The sequence below is a fragment of the Mesorhizobium sp. L-2-11 genome, assembly GCF_016756595.1.
In the GTDB taxonomy this organism is placed as follows: Bacteria; Pseudomonadota; Alphaproteobacteria; order Rhizobiales; family Rhizobiaceae; genus Mesorhizobium.
Map to the genome: position 1 here is coordinate 2,953,050 of NZ_AP023257.1, position 24,095 is coordinate 2,977,144.

22 protein-coding genes and 2 pseudogenes are annotated in these 24,095 nt (G+C 63.4%); 14 read left to right on the plus strand and 10 right to left on the minus strand.

What is annotated here, in order from left to right; translation table 11 throughout:
* Positions 1-15: 15 nt before the first annotated feature.
* Entirely contained in the window at positions 16-951 is a 936-nt protein-coding gene (locus JG739_RS14130) for an alpha/beta fold hydrolase (RefSeq protein ID WP_202366976.1), read from the minus strand.
* Positions 952-1,151: 200 nt separating this feature from the next.
* Between JG739_RS14130 and JG739_RS14135 the strand changes: the two genes are divergently transcribed.
* From JG739_RS14135 to JG739_RS14165, 7 genes are all read left to right on the plus strand, one after another.
* Complete coding sequence (locus JG739_RS14135) at positions 1,152-2,177, plus strand: ribonuclease T2 family protein (protein WP_202366977.1); 1,026 nt, start codon at positions 1,152-1,154, stop codon at positions 2,175-2,177.
* 216 nt (positions 2,178-2,393) lie between these two features.
* Positions 2,394-4,043, plus strand: a complete 1,650-nt coding sequence (gene ettA / locus JG739_RS14140) for an energy-dependent translational throttle protein EttA (RefSeq protein ID WP_202366978.1) — start codon at positions 2,394-2,396, stop codon at positions 4,041-4,043.
* Between the two features lie 57 nt (positions 4,044-4,100).
* On the plus strand, positions 4,101-4,349 hold the full coding sequence (locus tag JG739_RS14145) for a DUF6290 family protein (protein WP_202366979.1): 249 nt from the start codon (positions 4,101-4,103) through the stop codon (positions 4,347-4,349).
* Positions 4,346-4,612 (plus strand): type II toxin-antitoxin system RelE family toxin, encoded by a 267-nt coding sequence (locus tag JG739_RS14150; protein WP_202366980.1) that lies wholly within the window; start codon positions 4,346-4,348, stop codon positions 4,610-4,612. The genes JG739_RS14145 and JG739_RS14150 overlap by 4 nt, the downstream gene beginning before the upstream one ends.
* Positions 4,609-5,403, plus strand: a complete 795-nt coding sequence (gene tam / locus JG739_RS14155) for a trans-aconitate 2-methyltransferase (RefSeq protein ID WP_202366981.1) — start codon at positions 4,609-4,611, stop codon at positions 5,401-5,403. The genes JG739_RS14150 and tam overlap by 4 nt, the downstream gene beginning before the upstream one ends.
* 207 nt (positions 5,404-5,610) lie before the next feature.
* Positions 5,611-6,732, plus strand: coding sequence for a beta-ketoacyl-ACP synthase III (locus JG739_RS14160; protein WP_202366982.1), 1,122 nt, complete (start codon positions 5,611-5,613; stop codon positions 6,730-6,732).
* Positions 6,733-6,874: 142 nt separating this feature from the next.
* On the plus strand, positions 6,875-7,492 hold the full coding sequence (locus tag JG739_RS14165) for an MOSC domain-containing protein (protein ID WP_202366983.1): 618 nt from the start codon (positions 6,875-6,877) through the stop codon (positions 7,490-7,492).
* A gap of 12 nt (positions 7,493-7,504) precedes the next feature.
* Here the strand turns inward: JG739_RS14165 and JG739_RS14170 are convergent.
* Positions 7,505-8,164 (minus strand): annotated as a pseudogene (locus JG739_RS14170) (aminotransferase class IV); the annotation flags it as partial.
* A 50-nt stretch (positions 8,165-8,214) separates the two neighbouring features.
* The gene (locus JG739_RS14175; protein ID WP_202366984.1) at positions 8,215-9,744 is read right to left on the minus strand and encodes an FAD-binding oxidoreductase; all 1,530 of its coding nucleotides are present in this window, start codon (positions 9,742-9,744) and stop codon (positions 8,215-8,217) included.
* Between the two features lie 123 nt (positions 9,745-9,867).
* Here JG739_RS14175 and JG739_RS14180 point away from each other — a divergent pair, with 123 nt between their 5' ends.
* Together JG739_RS14180 and JG739_RS14185 are read left to right on the plus strand one after the other, a co-directional pair.
* Positions 9,868-10,566 (plus strand): winged helix-turn-helix transcriptional regulator, encoded by a 699-nt coding sequence (locus tag JG739_RS14180; RefSeq protein ID WP_202366985.1) that lies wholly within the window; start codon positions 9,868-9,870, stop codon positions 10,564-10,566.
* A gap of 402 nt (positions 10,567-10,968) precedes the next feature.
* Positions 10,969-11,085 (plus strand): annotated as a pseudogene (locus JG739_RS14185) (MOSC domain-containing protein); the annotation flags it as partial.
* Between the two features lie 12 nt (positions 11,086-11,097).
* Here the strand turns inward: JG739_RS14185 and JG739_RS14190 are convergent.
* The 3 genes from JG739_RS14190 to tsaA all read right to left on the minus strand — a co-directional run bounded on the left by JG739_RS14190 (position 11,098) and on the right by tsaA (position 13,004).
* A complete protein-coding gene (locus tag JG739_RS14190) occupies positions 11,098-12,057 on the minus strand; it encodes an aminotransferase class IV (protein WP_202366986.1) in 960 nt (319 codons plus the stop codon).
* A 102-nt stretch (positions 12,058-12,159) separates the two neighbouring features.
* On the minus strand, positions 12,160-12,471 hold the full coding sequence (locus JG739_RS14195; RefSeq protein WP_202366987.1) for a DUF2293 domain-containing protein: 312 nt from the start codon (positions 12,469-12,471) through the stop codon (positions 12,160-12,162).
* Positions 12,468-13,004, minus strand: coding sequence for a tRNA (N6-threonylcarbamoyladenosine(37)-N6)-methyltransferase TrmO (tsaA, locus tag JG739_RS14200; RefSeq protein ID WP_202367464.1), 537 nt, complete (start codon positions 13,002-13,004; stop codon positions 12,468-12,470). Before tsaA ends, JG739_RS14195 begins: the two co-directional genes overlap by 4 nt.
* A 142-nt stretch (positions 13,005-13,146) precedes the next feature.
* Here tsaA and JG739_RS14205 point away from each other — a divergent pair, with 142 nt between their 5' ends.
* Both JG739_RS14205 and metF read left to right on the plus strand, forming a co-directional pair.
* The gene (locus JG739_RS14205; protein WP_202366988.1) at positions 13,147-14,169 is read left to right on the plus strand and encodes an ArsR/SmtB family transcription factor; all 1,023 of its coding nucleotides are present in this window, start codon (positions 13,147-13,149) and stop codon (positions 14,167-14,169) included.
* Positions 14,169-15,086, plus strand: a complete 918-nt coding sequence (gene metF / locus JG739_RS14210) for a methylenetetrahydrofolate reductase [NAD(P)H] (RefSeq protein ID WP_202366989.1) — start codon at positions 14,169-14,171, stop codon at positions 15,084-15,086. The genes JG739_RS14205 and metF overlap by 1 nt, the downstream gene beginning before the upstream one ends.
* A gap of 540 nt (positions 15,087-15,626) precedes the next feature.
* Here the strand turns inward: metF and JG739_RS14215 are convergent.
* On the minus strand, positions 15,627-16,544 hold the full coding sequence (locus tag JG739_RS14215) for a DMT family transporter (protein ID WP_202366990.1): 918 nt from the start codon (positions 16,542-16,544) through the stop codon (positions 15,627-15,629).
* Positions 16,545-16,761: 217 nt separating this feature from the next.
* Between JG739_RS14215 and JG739_RS14220 the strand changes: the two genes are divergently transcribed.
* Positions 16,762-17,982 carry an alanine racemase gene (locus JG739_RS14220; protein ID WP_202366991.1) on the plus strand — a complete coding sequence of 407 codons (1,221 nt, stop codon included), beginning with the start codon at positions 16,762-16,764 and terminating at the stop codon, positions 17,980-17,982.
* A gap of 115 nt (positions 17,983-18,097) precedes the next feature.
* Here JG739_RS14220 and JG739_RS14225 read toward each other — a convergent pair whose 3' ends face one another.
* A complete protein-coding gene (locus JG739_RS14225) occupies positions 18,098-18,829 on the minus strand; it encodes an SDR family oxidoreductase (RefSeq protein ID WP_202366992.1) in 732 nt (243 codons plus the stop codon).
* Between the two features lie 128 nt (positions 18,830-18,957).
* On the opposite strand from JG739_RS14225, the gene JG739_RS14230 reads away from it, so the two are divergent.
* Positions 18,958-19,854, plus strand: coding sequence for a LysR family transcriptional regulator (locus JG739_RS14230; RefSeq protein WP_202366993.1), 897 nt, complete (start codon positions 18,958-18,960; stop codon positions 19,852-19,854).
* A gap of 76 nt (positions 19,855-19,930) precedes the next feature.
* Here the strand turns inward: JG739_RS14230 and JG739_RS14235 are convergent, their stop codons facing one another.
* Complete coding sequence (locus tag JG739_RS14235) at positions 19,931-21,112, minus strand: lytic murein transglycosylase (protein WP_202366994.1); 1,182 nt, start codon at positions 21,110-21,112, stop codon at positions 19,931-19,933.
* Positions 21,113-21,192: 80 nt separating this feature from the next.
* Positions 21,193-21,984 carry a glycoside hydrolase family 25 protein gene (locus JG739_RS14240; protein WP_202366995.1) on the minus strand — a complete coding sequence of 264 codons (792 nt, stop codon included), beginning with the start codon at positions 21,982-21,984 and terminating at the stop codon, positions 21,193-21,195.
* A gap of 335 nt (positions 21,985-22,319) precedes the next feature.
* Between JG739_RS14240 and JG739_RS14245 the strand changes: the two genes are divergently transcribed.
* Complete coding sequence (locus JG739_RS14245) at positions 22,320-23,699, plus strand: serine hydrolase domain-containing protein (RefSeq protein WP_202366996.1); 1,380 nt, start codon at positions 22,320-22,322, stop codon at positions 23,697-23,699.
* Positions 23,700-24,095 lie beyond the last annotated feature (396 nt).

Here is a 24,095-nt window from a genome sequence, read left to right on the forward strand (position 1 = left end):
TCAGGCCAATCTCCATCAGGCTTGTTTCAGCACGCTGTCGGCCCATGCGGCGAAATCGTCCATGATGATATTTCGATTCACCTCGTTCAGGCTTTCGTGGCGGGTCTCGGCGTAAACCTTTGAAACGAGATTCGAAAAGCCCATCCTGTGCAGGCGCCCAGCGAGCTGCCTGACCGCCTTGCCGCCGTCGGTGGCGGGATCCTTTTCGCCGCCGACCAGGCAGATCGGCAGGGTCTTGCGGACGCCGGAAAATTTGGCGTCGTCGGCGCCGTCGAAGACGAAGCCGAACAGGTCGCGCCACATCGACACCGAGGCATCCCAGCCGCACAGCGGATCGGCGATGTATTTGTCGACTTCGGCTGCGTCGCGCGACAGCCAGTCGAACGGCGTGCGGTGATCGGGGACGGCTTTGCCCCAGGCCTGGAAGGTCAGTTTCGGCAGCAGGCGCGACGGCATGTCGGAGCCGAGCCGGAATTTTTCCCAGGCCAGGAAGATTTGCGCGGCACGGCTGGCGAGCCCGGCGGAAAAATTGGCGTTCCAGATGGCGGCGGCGTGCAGCCGGTTCGAATGATGAAGCATGAAATTCAGCGCGACGAGGCCGCCCATGGAATGGCCGAAGACGATGACCGGCAGGCCGGGATGGTCGCCGGCGATCAGGTCGTGCACGGCGGCGACATCGGCGATGACCTTGGCGCCGCCATCCACTTTGGCGAATGTGCCGAGCGGAGCGTCTGGCGCCCTGGTTGCGCCATGGCCGCGATGGTCATGGGCATAGACATGGTAGCCGCACTCGCCCAGAAAGGTAGCGAAGCGGACATAGCGCGCCGCGTGTTCGGCCAGTCCGTGATTGATCTGGACGACCGCGCGTGCGCGGCCCTCGGCGCGTTTCACGTAAAGGTTGAGCGCCGCGCCGGTCGGCGATCGCAGCACACGCTGCTGGCTGAATGACATTGTCGATTCGTCTCCAACGCGTCTTTAGCGCCTGCGAACGTTTGTGTGCGCTGACGCCGGTTTTGCGTCAATCCGTTGGCGGTGTTTGGCAGCGCTGTTCTTGCGTCGCAACGCGGGTATCGCAATTCTGACATCGAGAATTTGCTACCGAGAGAGGGCGGCAGTCTGCTGCCACGGCATTTTTCAACCGGAGAGTACCTATGCGTACGCTGACAGGTCTTGTTTTCGGATTGGCGCTCATCGCCGTGTCGCTGACGGGTGCTGCGCGGGCCGAGGTCAAGATGAGTGGCTCCTTCGTCGCCGACGCCACCTGTCCAGCGACGCAGGCCATCAAGGGCGGCAAGAACCCCGGCAATATCGCGACCGACGCGGGACAGAGCTATGAGCTTCTGGCTGGCAACAAGGATGCTCCCACGCATTATCTGATCCGCGTGCCCGGCGCCGATCCGGAGCGCCGCTGGGTGAAGGTCGATTGCGGCCATGTTTTGGGTGGCGGCGCGTCCGGGGAATCGGCAGCGCCGGGGCCGGCCGACCGGAAGAAGCCTGCTGCGCCGGCTTCGGGAAAGCCCGAATATGTCCTCGCGCTGAGCTGGCAGCCGGCGTTTTGCGAAACCAGGCCGGGCAAGACCGAATGCAAGGCGCAGACCGCGGCCAGTTTCGAGGCGACGCATTTCACCTTGCATGGGCTGTGGCCGCAGCCGAACGGAAACTTCTATTGCCAGGTGGCAGCGGCCGACAAGGCGAACGACAATCCGGCGCGCTGGCAGGACCTGCCGCCGGTCGAGCTCGAGCCGAACACGCGGTCGGAGCTCGATCAAGTGATGCCAGGCACCGCATCCGCCCTCGACAGGCATGAGTGGATCAAGCATGGCACCTGTTACGGCAAGAGCCAGCAGGCGTATTTTTCCGATGCGCTGAACTTGACGCGCGCGGTGAACGCTTCACCAGTGCGCAATGTTTTCACGCAAAGCATTGGTCAGGAGCTGACGTCGGACCAGATCCGCAGCGCCTTCGACCGTGCCTTCGGTCCCGGCGCCGGCAAGCGGGTTCGCGTCTCCTGCGTGAACGATCCTTCGAGCGGCAGGCGGCTGATCGGCGAACTGACGCTCGGCCTGACCGGCCCGATCGGCCCGAACGCTTCGCTCAGTGAGCTGTTGCTGGCCTCAGTGCCGACGAACAATGCCGGCTGTCCGAAAGGCATCGTCGATCCGATCGCATTCCAGTGACACGCCGAGCCGGCGGGAGCTTATGCGCCAGCGTACCCGAAAGTACGCTCCGCTCCGGTTCTCGCAATCCACCATTCTCGGCGCGGTAGCGCCCGTCTCGGCCCGAAGGCCGGTTCGAAATGCCAAAACAGTTTGCCGTTCGGCGCGCCATCGCCTACATAGCGCGCAACTTCCATTCAATCCGACATTCCAGTCGACTTTTCAGGGAAAGCGCGCGTGGCACGCCAGTTCATCTATCACATGGCCGGCCTCAACAAGGCCTATGGCACCAAGAAGGTGCTCGAGAATATCCATCTCTCCTTCTACCCCGACGCCAAGATCGGCATCCTCGGGCCGAACGGCGCCGGCAAATCGACCATCCTCAAGATCATGGCCGGCATCGACAAGGAGTGGAGCGGCGAGGCGTGGCTGGCCGAAGGCGCCACCGTCGGCTACCTGGCGCAGGAGCCGGCGCTCGATGCGAGCAAGACCGTGTTCGAGAACGTTATGGAAGGCGTCGCCGCCAAGACCGCGATCATCGAACGCTACAACGAATTGATGATGAACTATTCCGACGAGACGGCCGACGAGTCGGCCAAGCTCCAGGACGAGATGGACCGGCTCAACCTGTGGGATCTCGAACAGCAGGTCGAGATGGCGATGGAAGCACTGGGCTGCCCGCCCAAGGAAGCCGACGTCACCAAGCTGTCGGGCGGCGAGCGCCGCCGCGTGGCACTGTGCCAGTTGCTGCTGCGTCAGCCCGACCTTCTGCTGCTCGACGAGCCGACCAACCATCTCGACGCCGAGACGACGGCGTGGCTGGAAAAGCATCTGCGCGCCTATCCCGGCGCGGTGATGATCATCACCCACGATCGCTACTTCCTCGACAATGTCACCGGCTGGATCCTCGAGCTCGACCGCGGTCGCGGCATCCCCTATGAGGGCAACTACACCAAATATCTCGAGGCAAAGGCCAAGCGGCTCAAGCAGGAGGGCCGCGAGGACGACGCGCGCCAGCGGGCGATCGGCCGCGAGCGTGAGTGGATCCAGTCCAGCCCGAAAGCACGGCAGACCAAGTCGAAAGCGCGCATCCAGGCGTTCCAGGATCTGCTGGATGCAGCCGACAGGCGGCGTCCGAGCGACACCCAGATCGTCATTCCGCATGGCGAGCGGCTCGGCAATGTGGTGATCGAGGTCGAGGGCCTGTCGAAGGGCTTTGGCGACACGCTGCTGATCGACGATCTCGAATTCAAGCTGCCGCCCGGCGGCATCGTCGGCGTCATCGGCCCGAACGGCGCCGGCAAGACGACGCTGTTTCGCATGATCACCGGCCAGGAAAAGCCGGATGCCGGCACGATCCGCGTCGGCGAGACCGTCAAGCTCGGCTACGTCGACCAGAGCCGCGATGCACTCGACCCGACCAAGACCGTGTGGGAAGAAATCTCGGGCGGCGCCGAAGTGGTCAAGCTGGGCAAGTTCGAGGCCAACACCCGCGCCTATTGCGCGTCGTTCAATTTCCGTGGCGGCGATCAGCAGCAGAAGGTCGGCAACCTCTCCGGCGGCCAGCGCAACCGCGTGCACCTTGCCAAGATGCTGAAGACCGGCGGCAACGTGCTACTGCTCGACGAACCGACCAACGATCTCGATACGGAAACGCTGGCGGCGCTCGAAGACGCGCTGGAAAACTTCGCCGGCTGCGCCGTCATCATCTCGCACGACCGCATGTTCCTCGACCGGCTGGCGACGCACATCCTTGCCTTCGAGGGCGACAGCCATGTCGAATGGTTCGAAGGCAATTTCGAGGATTACGAGCAGGACAAGATCCGCCGCCTCGGGCCCGATGCCGTCAATCCGCACCGCATGACGTATAAGCGGCTGACGCGGTAAGGTTCGATCGGTTGCAGGCGATCGTCGTTTGACCTAAATTGATCGAGTGGAGTTGCCATGATCACGGTCAAATTGCCGCAAGAAGCCGAGACGCTGCTGGCCGATATGGCGAGGGCCAGCGGCCGTACGGTCGATCAGGTTGCAGTTGAAGCGATTCTCGAGACCATCGAGGATTGGCAGGACGCGAGGATTGCGGAGGAACGCTTGAGGGATGACGACGGTGCTCGCATTCCGTTGGAAGACGTGATCCGGAAGCTTGAGCTTCGCGAAGCAACGGAACGGCGCAAGAAACCTGCCGCTGAATGAGTTGGCGTGTCGAGTTCACGCGGCAAGCCGAAAAGGATATCGAACGGCTTTCAACGAAAGATCAGCGGCGCATCCTCGAATTCCTGCATCAAAGAGTTTCGGAGCACCCCAATCCAAGAGCGCTTGCCAAGGGCCTGACCGCTACCAAGCAAGAGGCTTGGCGTTTTCGCGTCGGCGACTACAGAATCATCGCCCAATTCGAGGATAGCCGGCTTGTCGTGCTGGTTGTGGAGGTCGGCAACCGTCGCGAGGTCTATCGATGAACAACACTGCCGCAAAAGCAAAACCCGACTGGTCCGCCGCCCAATATCTCAAATTCGAGGACGAACGCACGCGGCCCGCGCGTGACCTTGTGGCACAAGTGCCGGTGGAAACCCCGCGCCGGGTGGTCGATATCGGCTGCGGGCCGGGCAATTCGACGCAATTGCTGGTCGAGCGCTGGCCGAGCGCTGAGGTCAGCGGTTTGGACAGCTCGCCTGACATGATCGAGAAGGCGAGGGCGCGTCTGCCGGATGTGGCCTTCGAACTGGCCGATGCGGCGGCGTGGCAGCCCGAAGAGCCGGTCGACGTGATTTTCGCCAATGCGGTGTTCCAGTGGCTGCCCGAGCATCCGGCGATCTTCCAGCGGCTGATGGGACTTTTGGCGCCGGGCGGCGCGCTTGCCGTGCAGATGCCCGATAATATGGGCGAGCCCTCGCACCGGCTGATGCGCGAGACGGCGGCCGAAATGCCGTTTGCCGAAAAGTTCGACGGTGCTGCGCGCGGGCCGCTGCCGCCGGTGTCGTTCTATTACGATCTCTTGTCGCTGCTCTGCGACCGGCTCGACATCTGGCACACCGCCTACAATCATCCGCTGGCCGATGCCGAAGCGATCGTCGAGTGGCTGAAGTCGACGGGGCTGAAGCCGTTCCTCGATCCGCTCGACGCGGCCGAGCGGCGGCTTTTTCTCACGCGCTACACCGCGGGGATAACCGAAGCCTATCCGAAGACGGCGAACGGCAAGGTGCTGCTGCGCTTTCCCCGCCTGTTCATCGTCGCGCGGCGCGCTGCCTAGAAACGATTGGCCATTCCGAGACGCACTGCCTGGCTGCGCTGATTCGGTTTCGCCACAATGCGCATTTCAGCCGCGCAAGGTTGTGGTCTTTTGCCTCAGGCCCTTGATTTAAGCCGGCTTAAACTAGCTTGATGCGAATAATGTTGCGCCGAACTCTCGCGGCGCCCACATCAAGCCGTAGCGCCTGCGCATGGGGACGAACTGAAAATGCATCGCGTCATCATCAGCGGCATCGGCGTTGAAATCCCCGAGCCGTCGATCACCAATGAGGAATTGGTCGACAGCTTCAATGCCTGGGTCGAGATGGAGAATGTCCGCCGCCAGGCTTCGGGCGAGACGCTGCTGCAGAAGTCGGACAGCGCCTTCATCGTCCATGCTTCGGGCGTGCAGACGCGCCATGTGATCGAGCGGGAAGGCATTCTCGACCCGACCCGCATGGCGCCGCGCATTCCGGCGCGGCCTGACGACGCGCTGTCGCTGGAAGCCGAGTTCGGCATCGCATCGGCCAGGAAGGCGCTCGACCATGCCGGCGTGGAGCCGTCAGATATCGACCTGGTGATCTGCTCGGCCTCGCATCACCAGCGGCCCTATCCGGCGATCGCCATCGAGATGCAGCAGGCGATGGGCACCAAGGGCGCCGGCTTCGACATGGGCCTTGGCTGCTCGTCGGCGGCGGCGGCGTTGCATATCGCGGTCAATCTGGTGCGGGCGGGCGCACACAGGCGCGTGCTGGTGACGACGCCCGAGATCATCACCGGCCATCTCAATTTCCGCGACCGGCAGACGCATTTCATCTTCGGCGATGCTTCGGTCTCGATGGTCGTCGAGGGGCTTGCCCAGGGCGACAAGCGGCCGGGACGCTTCGAGGTGCTCGACACCCGCACCTGGACGCAGATGTCCAACAACATCCGCACCAATCTCGGCTATTACACGCGCACCGCCCAGGACGATCCGTATATGATCAATCTGGAAGGCAACCTGATCAAGCAGGTCGGCAACAAGGTGTTCAAGGAAGTCACCGTCGCCGGGCACCAGTTCATCGTCGAGTTCCTGGCCGAGCATGGGCTGACGCCGCAGGCGATCCGGCGCTTCTGGCTGCATCAGGCCAATGCCCGGATGAACGCCATGATCCTGAAGCTGTCGTTCGGCCACGAGGTCGGCCATGACCGCGCGCCGATGGTGCTGGATCGCCTCGGCAACACCGCCGGCGCCGGTGCGGTCGTCGCCTTGTCGGAAAACCACGCCGACATGAACGCCGGCGACTATGGCCTGCTTTGCGCCTTCGGCGCCGGCTATTCGATCGGCGGGGCGCTGTTGCGCATGCTCTGATCGATCTTGGCGCGAACGGCACCGGCACTATAGGGCGCCGGTGCAATCGCATCAGTCTGCTTGATTGGAGCATCAGCGCTTTCGACTGGACCTGACGAACTGACTGCGGCTAATTGCGCGCATCATGCAAGGAATGACGCCCATGCCGGATCTCTTCCCCGAGGCCGAAAATCCGGTCGAAATCATCCCGGCGCGGAAACTTGCCGCGCGGGTGGCCGGGCTTTACGTGGCGCCATCAGATCATTTCCAGACACGCGCGGTGGATGAATTGCGGCTTGGCTTCGATGGCATCGAGGGCGATTTCCACGCCGGCGCGACGCGGCGCTCCGGCGGGCGCGAGCCCTGGTATCCACGCGGCACCGAGATGCGCAACGAGCGGCAGCTGTCTGTTGTGGCCGCGGACGAATTGGCGATCGTCGCTCAGCGAATGGGCATCGCCGAGATCGAGCCGGAATGGATCGGCGCCAATCTGTTGATCGAAGGCCTGCCGCAGCTCTCGATGCTGCCGTCCGGCACGCTGCTGTTCTTCAAAGGCGGCGTCACCGTCAAGGTCGACGCGCAGAACGGACCTTGCCGCATCGCCGGGCGATCGGTCGCCGAAAATGCCGGAATGGCCGACCACGAAGCCGGCGCGCTGTTGTTCCCGAAGGCGGCAAAGCGGTTGCGCGGCCTCGTCGCCTGGGTGGAAAAACCAGGCCGCATCACCACGGGCGAGGACATTTCGGTGCGTGTCCCCGAGCAGTGGATTTACCGGGCCTGAGGCCAGGAATGGTCAGGGATAGCGCACCGGGCTCGACCAGTCCGGGTCTTCGTGCTTTTGCCAATAGGCCGCCATCAGGCGCCTGGTAATCGCGCCGACCTTGCCGTCCGCGACCGGAATACCGTCGATCATCGTCACCGGCATGATGCCGCCGGCGGTCGAGGTGATGAAGACCTCATCGGACTGACGCAGCGCAGCGACGCTGACATCGGCCGCTGCAACGGCAAGCCCTGCCTCCGCGCACAGATCGAAGACGGTGCGGCGGGTGATGCCTGGCAGCACGCCGACAGCCGGCGTCGACAGTTTGCCGTCATCCACGCAAAAGACGTTGAAGCCGGGGCCTTCCGCGACATTGCCGTTGAAATCGAGGAGCAGCGCGGTCTCGGCGCCGCGGTCGTAGGCGTCGTAGAGGCCTCGCACCAGGTCGAGCCAGTGGTAGTTCTTGATTGCCGGGTCGATCGAGGCTGGTGGGATGCGCACCTTGTCGCTGATCGCCACATGTAGGCCGCGCTGCAATTGCTCGGCATTGGCGACCGAGCCGAAGGGAACGGCGAACGCCATGAAACGGTTGACCGCGTCGCGCGGGTCGCGGCTGAAGGTCGGCGAGGCGCCGCGCGTGCACAGCATCTCGACATAAGCGGCGCGATGACCCGACAGCGCCACGCAATAGGGGAAGATGCGCCGATACCGGTCATTCACGACCGCGCAGCCCCAGCGCCCGGTTATGCACTCGCCCAGGCGCCTCCGGCAGCGGCGCACCCATTCAACACCACCCCAAATTTATCAAGTATCGCACGACCGTCGGAACCGCTCACACCGGCACTTAGCCCCGGGCGGATGTTCTGGTTATGGTGGAAGACGTTGTTGGGGTCGTACGAGGACTTCACGTCAGCCAGCCGGTCAAAGACGGAGTCGCCGTACGCCTCGCGGACCCGGCCCGGGTCTTCGTCGCCGCCGAGGAAATTGACGTAGACGCCTTTGCGGAAGCGTCCAAGAGCTGCGAGGACCCCCCTCGTCCAGGCCGTCTCTCGGTCGCCGAAATCCTCGCCGGGCCGCCACGCAGCGTGGACGATGATCGCGTGCGACGCTTGCCGGTTCCCGAACGCCGTCGCGCCCTCGGCCACTCGGCTCACCGCCCCCTTCAGATGGAACATTGCCACATACGACCGTGGCGACGAGCAGGAGAATACGTGCCCGGCGATCACGTCGATGAGGTCGTCGCGGAGCGCGGGGAGGTGCGTGGCCTTCCAGTAGTAGTTCCAACCGTGGAGGACGGTCGAGTCGAGCGCGCTCTGGAATACCACGTATGGCTTGGGCCCGGCCAGATCGAGGAGGGGAGTCCGAAACGCGCGGAGCGGGCGAAGCGCCTTCTCGCCGTCCTCGATCGGCCCGGCGTAGCACGCGCCCACCATCACCACCGGGCGCCAGTGCAGTTCCTCGGGGATGACCGATAGAGGCGGCACGGTGCAGAATTTTACGACCGTGCCGAGCTCGTCGGGAGCGTCGCGGATAAAGTCGCGATAGAAGCGGAGGACCTCTCCCGCGTCGCTCGCGTCCCAGAGGATGGGCCCGGCCAGAACCGTGGGCCCGACGGGGTGGAGGCGGAACTCGAACGAGGTGACCACGCCGAAGTTGCCGCCGCCGCCGCGCAACGCCCAGAACAGGTCGGGGTGCTCGTCCTCGGACGCCCGCAGCCGCTCGCCGTCGGCCGTCACAACGTCGGCAGCGAGGAGGTTGTCGACCGCGAGGCCATGCTTGCGCATCAGCCAGCCGATGCCACCGCCGAGGGTGAGCCCGGCGACTCCGGTATGGCTGACGATTCCGCCGGTGGTGGCCAGGCCGTGCGCCTGCGTCTCGCGGTCGACGTCGCCCCACAGCGCGCCACCCTGCACCCACGCCCTGCGGCCGGCGGGATCGACCTGCACGCCCCGCATCGCCGAGAGGTCGATGACGATCCCGTCGTCGCAAACGGCGGTGCCCGCCACGCCGTGGCCTCCGCCCCGTATGGCGATCTCCAGATCGTGGTCGCGAGCGAAACGCACGGCCGCGACTACGTCGGCGGTCCCGATGCATCGGGCGATCAGATGCGGGCGCCGGTCAATGGCGCCGTTCCAGATTGCACGGGCGACATCGTAGTCGGCGTGGCTGGCACTGATCAGCCGGCCTCGGAACCCGTCGATTTCCGCGACGGTTGGCTGCATGCTCCCGTGGTAAGCTTCTGCGTACGTTGTTGTCGTCATAGGCGTCGTCATCGTGTCCTCCTCTCGTCGAGAGAGGCCACATCGGACCACAGCGGGCCGCTGCCGTATAGTCAACAATCTGGACTCCACAATCGGATGCGGATGCGCAACACTGCTGTTGTGAGGACGACTGTCATGAGGACATACGGCCAGTACTGCCCCATCGCCCGTGGCGCCGAGATTTTCGCCGAGCGCTGGACGCCGCTGATCATCCGCAACCTGCACCTTGGCTGCGGAAACTTCAGCGAGATTTTGGAGGGCGCGCCCGGACTCTCCCGGACCCTGCTCTCGGAGCGGCTCAAGCAGCTCGAATGGGTCGGTGTCGTCGAGTCGAATCCCAAGCCCGACGGGCGCGGGCGCCACTACGAGCTCACGTCCGCGGGCCACGACCTCTTCACGGTCTGCCAATCGCTCGGCGAGTGGGGCGCGCATTGGCTCGAGATCGCCCCCCAGCACCTAGACCCCTTTGTGGCCCTGTGGTCGATGTGCAAGGCGCTCCGCCGGGACCGGCTCCCGGATCGACGCGTCGTCATCCGCTTCGACTTCACCGGCCGCCCACACCGGGAGCGCTATTGGCTACTCATCGAGCTCGGAGACACCGAGATCTGCAAGACTTACCCTGGCTTCGACGAGGACCTCTACATCACGGCGGAAGCCGAAGCGTTCGTGAAATGGCACGCCGGCCGGCTCAGTTGGTCCCAAGCCACCCGCGAGGACCGCATCCAGCTCGACGGCGACCTGTCGCTCGCAAGAGCCTTCCCGACCTGGAACGCCCGCAGCAAGTTCGCCCACATCATGCCGGTCTCCCGCACCGCCACGAGTCATGCAGGTTGACATTCCGGATGCGGCCTCCCGATGCGGCACCGCACCGCCGGCGTGTGACCTGACCAAAACCCCCATATCTCAGATGCTATCCGGAATCGAAAGCCGCCGGATTGCCGATCGAACCACTCGCCTGAAACTCATATAGTTCGACGCACTGATGCCGAGCGCGGGCGTATTACCAAGGTTCGAAGACATCCAGTGCTTTGCCTGGCTACCTGGAGGGCGTTCGAATGGCCCAGACCTCTTTCGGCTTCAGCGGAGGTTTTTGACCGGTGATACGGCCCTAGTTCCAGCTGGGCAGGGCTTTCCTCCCCAAAGCCACCCTCCACATCAGCAGCGCTTGACCTTCAAGCAGCCCGATCATTGCGTGATGGCGACCATGAGGAACTCGTCACGGGATCCGCTCAGGCCGCGAAGGCGGCAAAGCGGTTGCGCGGCCTCGTCGCTTGGGTGGAAAAACCAGGCCGCATCACCACGGGCGAGGAGATTTCGGTGCGTGTCCCCGAGCAGTGGATTTACCGGGCCTGAGGCCAGGAATGGTCAGGGATAGCGCACCGGGCTCGACCAGTCCGGGTCTTCGTGCTTTTGCCAATAGGCCGCCATCAGGCGCCTGGTAATCGCGCCGACCTTGCCGTCCGCGACCGGAATACCGTCGATCATCGTCACCGGCATGATGCCGCCGGCGGTCGAGGTGATGAAGACCTCATCGGACTGACGCAGCGCAGCGACGCTGACATCGGCCGCTGCAACGGCAAGCCCTGCCTCCGCGCACAGATCGAAGACGGTGCGGCGGGTGATGCCTGGCAGCACGCCGACAGCCGGCGTCGACAGTTTGCCGTCATCCACGCAAAAGACGTTGAAGCCGGGGCCTTCCGCGACATTGCCGTTGAAATCGAGGAGCAGCGCGGTCTCGGCGCCGCGGTCGTAGGCGTCGTAGAGGCCTCGCACCAGGTCGAGCCAGTGGTAGTTCTTGATTGCCGGGTCGATCGAGGCTGGTGGGATGCGCACCTTGTCGCTGATCGCCACATGCAGGCCGCGCTGCAATTGCTCGGCATTGGCGACCGAGCCGAAGGGAACGGCAAACGCCATGAAACGGTTGACCGCGTCGCGCGGGTCGCGGCTGAAGGTCGGCGAAGCGCCGCGCGTGCACAGCATCTCGACATAAGCGGCGCGATGACCCGACAGCGCCACGCAATTGTGGAGGATTTCGGCGACGCCGTCGCGGTCGAACGCGATCGTCATGCGCAGCTTTTCCAGCCCGCCGAAGAAGCGATCGAGATGCAGGCCGAGGCGGAAGAAACGACCGCCCCAGACATGCACCGTGTCGTAGGTGGCGTCGGAATGCAGGAAGCCCCAATCCAGCACCGAGATCCTGGCTTGCGACATCGGCAGATACTGCCCGTCCAGGAAGGCAACACCATCGGGGTAGGAGTGCGGGTCCATGTGACGGGCGGCGAGCGAGGGCAGTGGTTTGGCGCGCGGATCGATCAAGTTGCTCATCACGTCCTCCGTCAGGTCGTCTTCGTCGAAACGCGATAAGGCGCAGCGGCGGGTGGCACAAGACACAGGCCGGGGTTGCGGATGAGCCATCGAGAGACGTTGTTATTCCTCACCGTCATCCTCGAGCAGACGTGTGGCGCGCCAGCGGGTCAGCACGACGTTGGTCTGTTCCATGACGAAGAAGCGCGCCGAGTCGCGGTCGTAGCCTTCGGCCAGCAGTTTCTCGTAGTCGGTGTGCACATGACGGATATGAGCGATGGTTGCCAGCCACACCGCGATCGTCGGCGGCAAGCCCTTCATATGCACTGCGCCGGCGTCGGCGCGGATCTTTTCCATGTCGGCATAGGGCGCCAGCGGCAACAGCGCTGTCAGCGCCTTGGCGATGGCGCGGCGACGGCCGGTCGGCGCGCTCATCGCACAACCTGTCCTGGCCCGACCTGTCCTGGCTCGTCCCGTCCGGCAATGGTCGCCTCGGCAAAGGCATCGGTCGATGCGAAATAAGGTTTGATGTCGATGACCGGCGTGCCGTCGAGCACGTCGATGGCATCAAGATCGATACGGCCCGTTTCGATATCGAGGGCGACGAGTTTTGCGATATGCAACCCGACCGGGTTCGGCCGGGCCGGGGAGCGCAGTGAAAAAACGCCTTTCGGTTCAGCCGCATGGCGGGGTTTCTGAACAATCAGGGTCCGCGGCGCGTGGTGCAGCCACGACAGGATGATGACGTGGCTGGCGCGTTCAAGCCCGAGCAGGCCCTGGCGATAGGGCAGGTCGATCGTGAGCACCGCCGGTTGTCCGGTTTCGCGCGCGGCTTTCATGTTCTTGGGGCAAGTTTCCCGCGTGGTCCAGGGCGAGGCGATGCGGCCGATGAAGACGACATGGCCGTCCGGCGGCATCTCGGCGGGATCAGTTACCAGAAGCTTTTCGCCGCTGCGCGTTTCGAACATGGTTTTCGCCCCGATCTGCTTCCGGCTGTGCGCGATCCGCCACGCATGCGTCATTTTCTTGTCCGGGAGCGACATAGCGCTTGCAAGCCTATCAAAATCGACATAAACATATGTTTATATCTTTTTCAAAGAGACTGCTCGCATGCATGTCGCGCTCGACACTATGGTAGATACATTGAAGGCGGCGGCCGAATCCAGCCGGTTGCGCATCCTGGCGTTGCTGTCGCGCGGCGACCTCACCGTTTCCGATCTCACCGAAATCCTCGGCCAGTCGCAGCCGCGCGTCTCGCGCCACCTGAAGCTTTTACTGGAGGCGGGGCTGATCGGCCGCTATCAGGAGGGCTCATGGGCCTTCTTCCGGCTGTCGGATTCGGATGCGGCGCGGGACTTCGTGCTCAGGCTGGTCTCTGGTATCCGGGGTGCCGATCCGCAGGTCGAGCGTGACCTCGAGCGGTTGGCGGCGGTCAAGCGCAAGCGGCAGGATCGCGCCGCCGAATATTTCTCCGTAAATGCCGCAAGCTGGGACCACATCCGCTCGCTGCATGTGCCGGACCGCGCCGTGGAGGCAGCGCTGCTCAAGCTCGTCGGCAAGCGGCCGTTCCAGTCGATGCTCGACCTTGGCACCGGCACCGGGCGGCTGCTCGAAATCTTTTCGCCGCTCTACCGGCGCGGCATCGGCATCGACATGTCGCGCGAGATGTTGACGGTGGCGCGCGCTAATCTCGACAAGGCCGGCATTTCGAACGCCCAGGTGCGCCAGGGGGACATCTTTGCGCCGCCGGTCGAGCGCGACGCCTTCGATCTCGTCACCATCCACCAGGTGCTGCACTATCTCGACGATCCTGCCCGCGCCATCCGCGAGGCAGCAAGGCTGCTGCGTCCGGCAGGCCGGCTGGTGATCGTGGATTTCGCGCCGCATTCGCTGGAATTCCTGCGCGACACCCACGCGCATGTGCGGCTCGGCTTTGCCGACCGGCAGATCACCGAGTGGTTTTCCGAGGCCGGGCTCGACCTCGAGGAGAGCCAGGAATTCGAGCCGCGCGCCGGCAATGAACCCAAGCTCACCGTAAAACTGTGGCTCGGCCGTGACCAGCGCATGCTGATCGCCGATCCTTCCACCCACACACAACCGGCCAATGCCTATCCGATAGGGGAAACCGCCTGATGAACCAGTTCCGATTTTCCCGCCGCCCCGACATTGGCGACAAGATCAGGGTTTCGTTCGAGTTCTTCCCGCCGAAGAGCGACGAGATGGAAGCAAGGCTGTGGGACACCGTTACCCGGCTGCAGCCGCTCAAGCCGAAATTCGTCTCTGTCACCTATGGCGCCGGCGGCTCGACCCGCGAGCGCACGGCGCGCACGGTCAAGCGCATCCTCAACGAAACGGCGCTGACGCCGGCGGCGCACATGACGTGCGTCGATGCGGCGCGTCACGAGGTCGACGAGGTCATTCAGGAATTCGCCGACATGGGTGTCACCCGTTTCGTCGCCCTGCGCGGCGATCCGGCCGAGGGCGTCGGCGCAGCCTACCGTCCGCATCCGGACGGCTATGCCAATGGCGCCGAACTGGTGGGGGCGTTGAAAGGCGTCGGCGATTTCGACATCTCGGTCTCCGCCTATCCGGAAAAGCATCCGGAGAGCCCGGATTTCGCCACCGATATCGATATGCTGAAGCGCAAGGTCGACAATGGCGCGACGCGGGCGATCACCCAGTTCTTCTTCGACAACGATCTCTACGAGCGCTACGTCGAGCGGGCGCGGCGGGCCGGCATCTACATACCGATCGTGCCGGGCATATTGCCGATCCACAATTTTACCCAGGTCGGCAATTTCTCGGCGCGCTGCGGCACGCTGGTGCCTGCGTGGCTGGCCGAGCGCTTCGACGGGCTGCAGGCGGACCCGCAGACGCATGCGCTGGTGGCGTCCGCGGTGGCGGCCGAGCAGGTGCTGGACCTTGTCGAGCGCGGCGTCGGCGATTTTCACTTCTACACCATGAACCGGGCCGATCTGGTGTTCGCCGTCTGCCACATGATCGGCATCCGCTCGCATGAGGCTGAAGCCGCGGGTTCCGCTGCGGCGTAAGCCCCGTCGAACCTTTAAGATGCAAAAAGGCCGGGTAAAAACCCGGCCTTTTCAATGACTTGGACTATTTTGTGCTGATCTTCCGTTGCTTGGCGGGTCTATGGAAGAAAGCCCATAATCAGCGCCCCGATGAATGCAAATGCAGCACAAATCATCAATGCGTTGATTGGCCTCGTGAGTCCCATGTCATAGCCTCCTCTTAAAGAGCTATGGCCAGAGTCTAGGGGCATTTCTGCCACAGGCAAGCGGAAACTATGCTGCAATGCGACGACATTGTGGAAGTTACGACAGGCCATTTGCCGTTAACCATTGAAATTGTTCGGCAAAATCCCGCTTCGGACCTTTGTATAAAATGTGACGAAGCGGGGGCAAGGATTGATATGGCAGCGCTACCGCCGCCGAAAGCCTGAATCGATTTCGGGTTGATGCGAAGATTCGGACGCGTTGGAACGTTTGCGCGTCCGATTGGATGCGAAGCTCTACAGCGTGTCGCGTCTGGGAGGCGGTTCAAGCCCGAGGGCATGCTTTGGGCGACATGCATCAGAGTCGGCCGAACAGGCGGCCGTCGATGGTGACGAGGCCGAGCGCGATCAGCGCCATGCCGCCGAGTTCGAACAATTCGAGCCGTTCGCCCAGGAACAGAAAGCCGAGCAGGATGGCGCTGGCCGGCACGATGAGCGTGACCAGCGAGGCGTTGGTGGCGCCGGCCGAGGCGACGAGGTTGAAATAGAGAATGTAGGCGAAGGCGGTGGAAAAAAGGGCCAGCGCCAACACCGCCACCCAGACCGGCGGCGAGGCCGAAAACAGATTGGCAGTGCCGTGGCCAACCAGCACGATCGGGATCATGATGATGGTCGAGGCGGTCAATTGTCCAGTGGCGATGACCGGTGACGGCACGCCCTTGAGGCGGCGGGCGATCATCAAGGCCACCGCATAGGACAGCGACGCGCCGACCAGCGCGAATTTCGCCCAGACCGGACCGCCCAGCCCGGCAAGCAGGCCGGGACCGATCATCACCGCCGTGCCGACGATGCCGAGCGCGATCCCGGCAAGCTTGTTCCAGGAGAGTTTTTCGTCTGACGTCAGCGCGTTGGCGAGGATCAACGTCCAGAACGGCGTCGTCGAATTGAGCACCGAGGCGATACCGGCGCCAAGCTCGGTCTGGCCGGCGAAGATCAGCGAGAACGGAATGACGTTGTTGACGAGCGCCAGCAGGAAGAACAGGCCGGCATGTGGCAAGGCGAGGCGGAAGGATGGACCGCGCAGACCGAGATAAAGCTGCAGCGCCAGCGCCGCGACGGCGACGCGAAACAGCACCAGCACCAGCGGCGGAATCTCGGCAACCTCAATGCGGGCAAAGAAGAACGAGCCACCCCAGATCGCACCGAGCAGCAGAAGCTGCGCCCAGTCTTTCAGGGCCATGGGGCCGCGCATTGCCGTCGTCGTTGTGACCGCCATGGATGGTCCTCCCGGATGGCTCTGAGTGCCGAGTCGATCAGGCGTCTGTTCAGGCCATATTCCGTTTGATGGCAAGGGCCACCCGAAACCAGATCAGTGGACTAGCATTCCATCATCTGCCGTAGCGCCGCAGCGTCAGGGTTGCGAGACACAGAATTGTTTTCATTCCCGCATAGGTTGGATTAATTGTGCGCAGTCCAAGTCGAGGGATTCGTCCATGCAGCAATTCGAAAATGCGCGCGAAGCGGCGCTGGCGCTTCGCCCGGACGATCCGATCTATTGCTTTCGCCCGCAGGTGCTGAAGGCGGACGCCAGGCAGTTCATGGGCATGTTTCCCGGCAGGACCGCCTATGCGGTCAAGACCAACGGCGAGCAGATCGTGCTGAAAGCGCTGGTCGAGGCCGGCGTCGGCGCTTTCGACGTGGCATCGCCCGGCGAATTCGCCGCCGTGCGCGCGGTCTCGCCCGACGCCGAGATGCTCTACATGCATCCGGTCAAGGCACAGTCGGACATCAAGCTGGCGCTGGAGAAATATGGCATCCGGGTCATCTCGCTCGACCATGAGGACGAGATCACCAAGCTGACCCGCGTGGTGCGGGCGCTGGACATCGATCCAGGTGCGATCACCGTGTTCGTGCGCATCCAGACGAAAGGATCGGCCGCCTACGAACTGTCGAAGAAGTTTGGCGCCGGCCCGGCCAACGCCGTCGATCTGGCCGAACGGCTGAACCGGACGGGCTACAAGGTTGGGCTGTGCTTTCATGTCGGCAGCCAGATCGAGGATCCCGACACCTATGAGCGGGCGCTGGCCTCGGCCGACTGGGTGCGCAACCGTGTCAGCTTCGACATTGCCGGCCTCGACGTCGGTGGCGGTTTTCCCGCCGAATACGGCCATGATCCCAACCGCAAGCAGATCGAGATGCCGTCGCTCGGCCAGATCATGTCGCGGCTGTCGGGCGACCTGAAGGAATACCAGTTCGACCAGATGCCGCTGGTGGCGGAGCCGGGCCGGGTAATCGTGGCGCGCTGCCTGTCGCTGATCGTGCGCGTGCTGCTGCGCAAGGGCAAGCGGCTCTACATCAATGACGGCATCTGGGCGTCGCTGTCGGATTCATGGACCGGCAAGATCACACTGCCGGCGCGCTTCATTCCAGACCCGGCGATCCGCTCGCGCAATGGCGAGGAGAAGACCATCGTGCCGTTCAAGGTGTGCGGCGCGACCTGCGATTCCGTCGACATCCTGTCGCGGCCGTTCTGGCTGCCGGAAACTGTCGATACCGGCGACTGGATCGAGATCGGCCATATCGGCGCCTATTCGCTGTCGCTGAGGACACGGTTCAACGGCTTCTACCCCGACACCTTCGTCGAGGTGACGACGCCGTTCGACGAGGGCGACGCGCCGCAGGGGTTCGCCAGCCTGGAAACGATGGCGGATTGAATGGTGAATAGTGAATAGTGAATAGTCAGTAGTCTGTAGTCTGTAGTCGGTAGTCTGTAGTCGGTAGTCTGTAGTCGGTAGTGAATATCTGATTCCATTCACCATTCACTACTCACTAAACAACGCCGCCGCCGGCCTGAATGTTTTCGCCAGTCAGCCAGCGGGCCTCGTCGGAGGCGAGGAAAACCGCGACATCGGCGACGTCACGCGGCGCTCCGATCCTGCCGAAGGGCGACATGCCGGCGGCGATCGCGCGGTCCCGCTCGGGCAGCAGGTCGGTGTCGGTAAAACCTGGCGAAAGCGCGTTCACGGTGACGGAGCGCGGTCCGAGTTCGCGCGAGAGGACGCGGACGAACTGCTCGACGGCTCCTTTGCTGCCGAGATAAAGCGCGGTCTGGGTGAAGAACATCTTGGTTCCACCGGTGGAGACGGCGATGATGCGGCCACCGTCGCGGACGCGGCGCGCCGCTTCCTGAAGCGTGAAGAAGGTGCCTTTGGCATTGGCGCCGAAGACGTGGTCGAAGTCGGCTTCGGTGGCCTCGACCAGCGGCTTAATGACGGCGACGCCGACATTGGCGACGACGATGTCAATCGCCCCCATCTGTTTTTCGGTTTCATCGAACAGCCGGCGAATGTCGGAAACGCTGGAGATATCGGCCTGAATGGCGACGGCCTTGCCGCCATTCTCGCGGATGGCGGCAACGGCTTCCTGGGCGGCTTTCTCGTTGCTGACATAATTGACGACCACGGCCGCACCGTTTGCCGCGAGCCCCTCGGCGATGGCGCGGCCGATGCCGCGCGAACTGCCGGTCACGAGCGCGGTTTTGCCTTCAAGCGAATGATACATAGCTGTCCCTTTCTCGCCTGGCTACGGCCGCTCCTAATCGAGCGGCGGTTCCATGTCGAAGTTAGGGGCATGCTATTGCTCAGATAATGGCCTATTATCGAACAGCCTTGTTAAGCCTGAGGGACATAATGCGAGGGACCGAGTTTTCCGAGCTGAAGGCGTTCGCAACGATCGTCGAGGAAGGCAGCTTTGTCCGCGCCGCGGCCAGGCTCAGGATTTCGCCGCCGGCGCTCAGCCAGACGATACGCGGACTGGAAGAACGTGTCGGTGTCCGGCTGCTCAACCGCACGACCCGCAGCGTGTCGCCGACCGCAGCAGGCGAAACGCTGTTTGCCCGCATCGCTCCGGCATTCAGCGAACTCGAAGGGGCTGTCGCCGACGCGCATGCATCGCGCGATCGACCGGCAGGCTCGCTGCGCATCAATGTTCCGCGTATCGCCGCCATGCGTTTCATCGTGCCCATCCTCGGCGATTTCCGCCGCGCCTATCCCGATATTGCTCTCACCATCATCGTCGACGACATGCTGACCGATATTGTCGAGGGACGATTCGATGCCGGAATCAGGCTTGGTGAGCGGCTGCATAAGGACATGGTGGCGGTGAAACTCAGCGGGGAGCTGGAGATGGCCGCGGTGGCGGCGCCCAGCTATCTCAAGGATCACCCGATGCCCCGTCATCCCGCCGACCTGCACTATCACCAATGCATCAATTTCCAGTGGCCCGGCGGCGGCAACATCTATCGATGGGAGTTCGCGCGAGGCCAGCGCGCTTTGGAAATAGCGGTGAACGGCGGTCTGACGATCAACGACACAGAACTGATGATCAGGGCGGCCCTGGATGGGATCGGCGTTGCTTACATGCTGGATTACCAGGTTCGGCCGTGGATCGAAACCGGCAAGCTCATCCGTTTTCTCGAAGCCTGGTCGCCGAGATTTCCGGGCTTTTACCTATATCACACAAGCTCCCGCCAGGTTCCGCCGGCCTTGCGTGTGTTTATCGACTTCCTGCTTGCCAGGCGTCAGTAGTCAGTAGTCAGTAGTCAGTAGTCAGTAGTCAGTAGTCAGTAGTGAGTATCTAATTCCATTCACTATTCACTACTCGCTACTCACTAAGCTTCGCAAGAAGCTCCGGCGTCGGCCAGCCGTCGACCGGCAGGCCTAGCCGCATCTGCTCCTTGCGGATCGCCTCTCGGGTGTTGGTGCCCAGGATGCCATCGACTGTTCCGACGTCATGGCCTCTGGCCTCGAGCTTTGTCTGCAATGCCCTCATCTGGTCGCCGTTGAGGCCGGGTTCGGGATTGCGCGGGTCGAATTGCGGCGCGCCCGCCAGCCGCGCGGCGAGATTTGCCGCGGTCAGCGCATAGGTGAAGGACTGGTTCCATTCGAGGTAGACGTCAAAATTGTCGTAGACCAGGAAGGCCGGCCCGTTGCGGCCCATCGGCAGTGCGAGGCCTGCCTTCAGGTCGTTGTCGGTAAGCGGCGTGCCGTTCGGGTAGGTGACACCCCACTGAGCCCATTGCGTCAGCGGCAGCTTGTTGGTGCGGCCTGTCTGGTCCCACGGCAAGTCGTCGGGCACGCGGACTTCCTCTATCCAGGGCTGGTCGCGTTTCCAGCCGCGCGACGCGATCTTGTTGGCCGTGGTCATGATCACATCAGGCGCGCTGCCGCGCAGGTCGATCACTTCGTCGCCGTCGCCGTCGACGCCTCGGCCGAGATAGTCGGAAGGCAGCATCTGCGTCTGGCCGATTTCGCCCGCCCAGGCGCCGGTGACGTCGGCCGGGACCACGCCGCGATCGATCAGCGTCAACAATGGCACGATCTGGGGCCGGAAGAGCTGCGGGCGACGGCAGTCGTGAGAGAGCGTGACCAATGCGTTCAGCGTCTGGAAATCGCCCTGCACGGCGCCGAAATCGGTTTCCAGCGCCCAGAAGGCGGCAATGACCGGGGCCTGAACGCCGAATTCGCGATCGGCGCGGGCAAATACGTCGGCATATTTCTTCAAGATGACGGCGCCCTGCTTCAGCCGATAGGCCGATATCATGCGGTTCGAAAACTCGATGAAGGTCTGGGTAAAGACGCCTTGGGCGCGATCGCGCGCCAGCACCTTTTCGTCGGCGGCGGCCTTTTCCAGCGCCGCAAGGCCGGCAGTGCCGACGCCGGCGTTCTTCGCCTCGGCCACAACGCCCTGCTTCCATGCCTGGAAATCGCCGCCGCATTGCTGTGCCACCGCCGGCGCCGTGGCGGCCAGAAACAGCGCCGCGAGAATTTCCAAGCGCAATCGCATCGCCATCCTCCCGAGAAGATTACCGGCGGTTGCAGGCGTCCTTCATTGGCTGTGTCGAAAAGCAGGCTGCAGGCCCGCTGTCAACGGGTGTTCTGCCGCAGCCATTTGTTCCAGGTGGCTTCCGTGCCGTTGAACACGTTGATATCGGCCTTCCCGGAGATGCCCGGCACAATACCGGTTCCGGTGTACTGCCAGAAGGTGAACGGGTGGCTGCCGTATCTCTTGCGCGGGTGGCCAGCCACCGAACGCAGCCAGTAGGGATAGCCGCGGAAGGCCGACAGGCCGTTGTCGTCGAAGAAATCGATCGAAGTGTAGATGATCGGCTTCTTGCCATAGTGCTTTTCGACGATTTCGAGGAAAGTGCTCATCTCGCTGCGCACCGTGGCCGCATTGGGGCGCAGCTTGCAGGTCGGCGATTGCGGGTTCCATTCCATGTCGAGAACCGGCGGCATTGCCGAGCGGTCTCTGGGCACGTTCTGGATGAACCAGCGCGCCTGCGTCGCGGCCGGCGTGCAAAAATAGTAGAAATGATAGGCGGCGCGCGGGATTCCGGCGGCTTTCGTGCGGCTCCAATGCTCGTTGAAATACGGATCGAAGCGATCGCCGCCTTCCGTCGCCTTGATGAAAACGAAGGAAATGCCGCTGGCCCTGGCCGCCGGCCAATCGACCGAGGTCTGGTACTTGGAGACGTCGGTGCCATGCACGGCATAGCTCCACGGCGCGCCGCTGTCCCACTCATGCGGGTCGGAGTCGTCAAAACGGGGTGCACGCACCGCAACGGTCGGCGCGCTAGGCGACGACGGCGCAAGATCTTCGACGGTCGAGCAGGCGCCCAGCAGCGTCAGCAAGATGAAAGCCGCGAAACGGCGCATCGCTACTCCTGAACCGGTTTCAGCCGGCCGCTGATGGGTTGTTGCTGCAGGTGGTCCCTCGACCGTGCCCCCAAGCGATCGCCCCACAGGACCGCTCTCCTATCCCCAAAGCGCGCCGCTTCGGCGCGCCTTAATCTTTGTTTTTATGCATGTCGTTATCCCAAAACCGCTGCGCACCCCCGGTTCGGGCCCGGGGGCATGCTTTTGGGCGACATGCATCAGTGATCGCTGATCATGGTTGATATTCCGTTGACAGCGCTCGACCAGAACCGCGATTTTGCCAAAGCAATGACGGCAAATCGATGACATAGATGAGCGTCCGGGGGAATCGGAAAATGCAAATTGCTCTGAGGCTGGTGAAGTGGCTCACCGGGCTTGCCGTGTTGGCGGTCGCAGCACTCGCCGCCTGGCTTTACATCGCGCCGCCGGAACTGATCCGCGTCGGCTCGGGCTATACGGCCAAGATCGTCTGCTCGAATGTCTTCATCGCCGGACGCGATGCCGATCAGGTGCTCGCCGTCGACGTGCAGGCGCCGGGCCATCCATTGCTGCGGTTGATGCGGGTGTCCGTCGACAAGGAACAGGGCACGGTTTCGGCCGGGCTGTTCGGCGTGTTCGGCAACAGCGTCGCGGTCGTCCGGGACGGGCTTGGCTGTGCTTCGGTTCCGGATGGCGACATCGCCAGGGCCAAAGCAGTCGCCGGGCCGGCGCTGACACCGGCGCCGCCGCTCGACGCGCTCTGGCCGGAGGGCGACAGAGTCGATGCCTCGCAAAACCCCGAGATCGCGAAAATCCTCGATGATCCTGCAATGACCGGCGCCGGGATGCGGGCGGTGGTGGTGGTCAAGAACGGCCGCATCGTCGCCGAGCGTTATGGCGCAGGCTTTACCGAAAAGACGCCGCTGCTTGGCTGGTCGATGACCAAGACGGTCAACGCAGCGATCGTCGGCACGGTGGTGAAGGACGGCAAGATGGTGATGACGAACCAGGGCCTGTTCGGACCGTGGAAATCGGACGGCCGCGCCGCGATCAGTCTCGCCGACATGATGGCGATGTCGAGCGGGCTGGAGTTCAACGAGGAATATGGCGACGTCACCGACGTGACGCGGATGCTCTATCTCGAGCCTGATATGGCGGGCTTTGCCGGATCCAAATCGCTGACCGGCGAGGTGGGCAAGGTATTTTCCTATTCGAGCGGCACGGCAGTGATGCTGTCGCGGCTCTGGCAGGATGCGATCGGCGATAAGAACAAGGCGCTGGCGTGGCCGAGGGTTGCGCTGTTCGACCCGCTCGGCATGCAGAGCGCTGTGCTGGAGGCCGACGAGCATGGCACCTTCGTCGGCTCGTCCTATCTCTACGCCACCGCCCGCGACTGGGCGCGCTTCGGCCAGTTCCTGCTGCAGGATGGTGTCTGGAACGGCCAGCAGATCCTGCCTGCGGGCTTCGTCGCCTGGATGCGGGAACCCGCACCCGCCTCGAAAGTCTATGGCAGGGGCCAGGTGTGGATCGAGGCTCCGGGCGACGAGGAGAGCCCCGGCGCCGGCACCGCTGCGGGCCTGCCAAGCGATAGCTATTGGATGGAAGGCCATGACGGGCAGACGGTCGCCGTCATCCCCTCGCAGCAGCTGGTGGTGGTGCGGCTCGGCCTGACGCCGGCCAAGCTCGGCTACCGGCCGCAGATCATGCTGGCAGCACTGGTGAAGGCGCTGCATTAGAGGAGTGCGGCCGTAGCTCGCCGCAGGCTTATGCAGCTGTCGTCAACGGCCTTGCACGATCAACACGCGCCGTGACCTCAGCCGAAGAATGCAGCGGCTCAGGATAAATACTGATCTGTAGTGATCCTTCGCGCCTCGCTCCGCCGTCAAAGGTTCTGCACCGTCGTGACGCTTTGAGGTAACGGCATGGATCCTAGGGTCTGCGCGCGTCGCTTTGCTCCTTGCTTGCCCTAGGATGACGAAGTGGAGAGATGCTTCGGCCAATCCTAGAGCTTTGCGATTTGCCACTGGACGGGAACCGCCGACGTTCGCTGCCGATCGGCTCGACCTGTCACTGAGGCGGGAGCAGGGCAGGCCGATCGGCAGCGACCATCCAGAGGACTCAGATAAGAGCCA

Coding starts and splice junctions, on each gene's coding strand:
- JG739_RS14225 (WP_202366992.1), bottom strand. CDS start 18,829: ATGTATCATTCGCTTGAAGGCAAAACCGCGCTCGTGACCGGCAGTTCG.
- JG739_RS14175 (WP_202366984.1), bottom strand. CDS start 9,744: ATGACGACGCCTATGACGACAACAACGTACGCAGAAGCTTACCACGGG.
- JG739_RS14245 (WP_202366996.1), top strand. CDS start 22,320: ATGCAAATTGCTCTGAGGCTGGTGAAGTGGCTCACCGGGCTTGCCGTG.
- JG739_RS14240 (WP_202366995.1), bottom strand. CDS start 21,984: ATGCGCCGTTTCGCGGCTTTCATCTTGCTGACGCTGCTGGGCGCCTGC.
- JG739_RS14230 (WP_202366993.1), top strand. CDS start 18,958: ATGCGAGGGACCGAGTTTTCCGAGCTGAAGGCGTTCGCAACGATCGTC.
- JG739_RS14135 (WP_202366977.1), top strand. CDS start 1,152: ATGCGTACGCTGACAGGTCTTGTTTTCGGATTGGCGCTCATCGCCGTG.
- tsaA (WP_202367464.1), bottom strand. CDS start 13,004: ATGTTCGAAACGCGCAGCGGCGAAAAGCTTCTGGTAACTGATCCCGCC.
- JG739_RS14215 (WP_202366990.1), bottom strand. CDS start 16,544: ATGGCGGTCACAACGACGACGGCAATGCGCGGCCCCATGGCCCTGAAA.
- JG739_RS14195 (WP_202366987.1), bottom strand. CDS start 12,471: ATGAGCGCGCCGACCGGCCGTCGCCGCGCCATCGCCAAGGCGCTGACA.
- JG739_RS14220 (WP_202366991.1), top strand. CDS start 16,762: ATGCAGCAATTCGAAAATGCGCGCGAAGCGGCGCTGGCGCTTCGCCCG.
- metF (WP_202366989.1), top strand. CDS start 14,169: ATGAACCAGTTCCGATTTTCCCGCCGCCCCGACATTGGCGACAAGATC.
- JG739_RS14145 (WP_202366979.1), top strand. CDS start 4,101: ATGATCACGGTCAAATTGCCGCAAGAAGCCGAGACGCTGCTGGCCGAT.
- JG739_RS14190 (WP_202366986.1), bottom strand. CDS start 12,057: ATGAGCAACTTGATCGATCCGCGCGCCAAACCACTGCCCTCGCTCGCC.
- JG739_RS14160 (WP_202366982.1), top strand. CDS start 5,611: ATGCATCGCGTCATCATCAGCGGCATCGGCGTTGAAATCCCCGAGCCG.
- JG739_RS14165 (WP_202366983.1), top strand. CDS start 6,875: ATGCCGGATCTCTTCCCCGAGGCCGAAAATCCGGTCGAAATCATCCCG.
- JG739_RS14180 (WP_202366985.1), top strand. CDS start 9,868: ATGAGGACATACGGCCAGTACTGCCCCATCGCCCGTGGCGCCGAGATT.
- JG739_RS14235 (WP_202366994.1), bottom strand. CDS start 21,112: ATGCGATTGCGCTTGGAAATTCTCGCGGCGCTGTTTCTGGCCGCCACG.
- JG739_RS14130 (WP_202366976.1), bottom strand. CDS start 951: ATGTCATTCAGCCAGCAGCGTGTGCTGCGATCGCCGACCGGCGCGGCG.
- tam (WP_202366981.1), top strand. CDS start 4,609: ATGAACAACACTGCCGCAAAAGCAAAACCCGACTGGTCCGCCGCCCAA.
- JG739_RS14150 (WP_202366980.1), top strand. CDS start 4,346: ATGAGTTGGCGTGTCGAGTTCACGCGGCAAGCCGAAAAGGATATCGAA.
- JG739_RS14205 (WP_202366988.1), top strand. CDS start 13,147: ATGCATGTCGCGCTCGACACTATGGTAGATACATTGAAGGCGGCGGCC.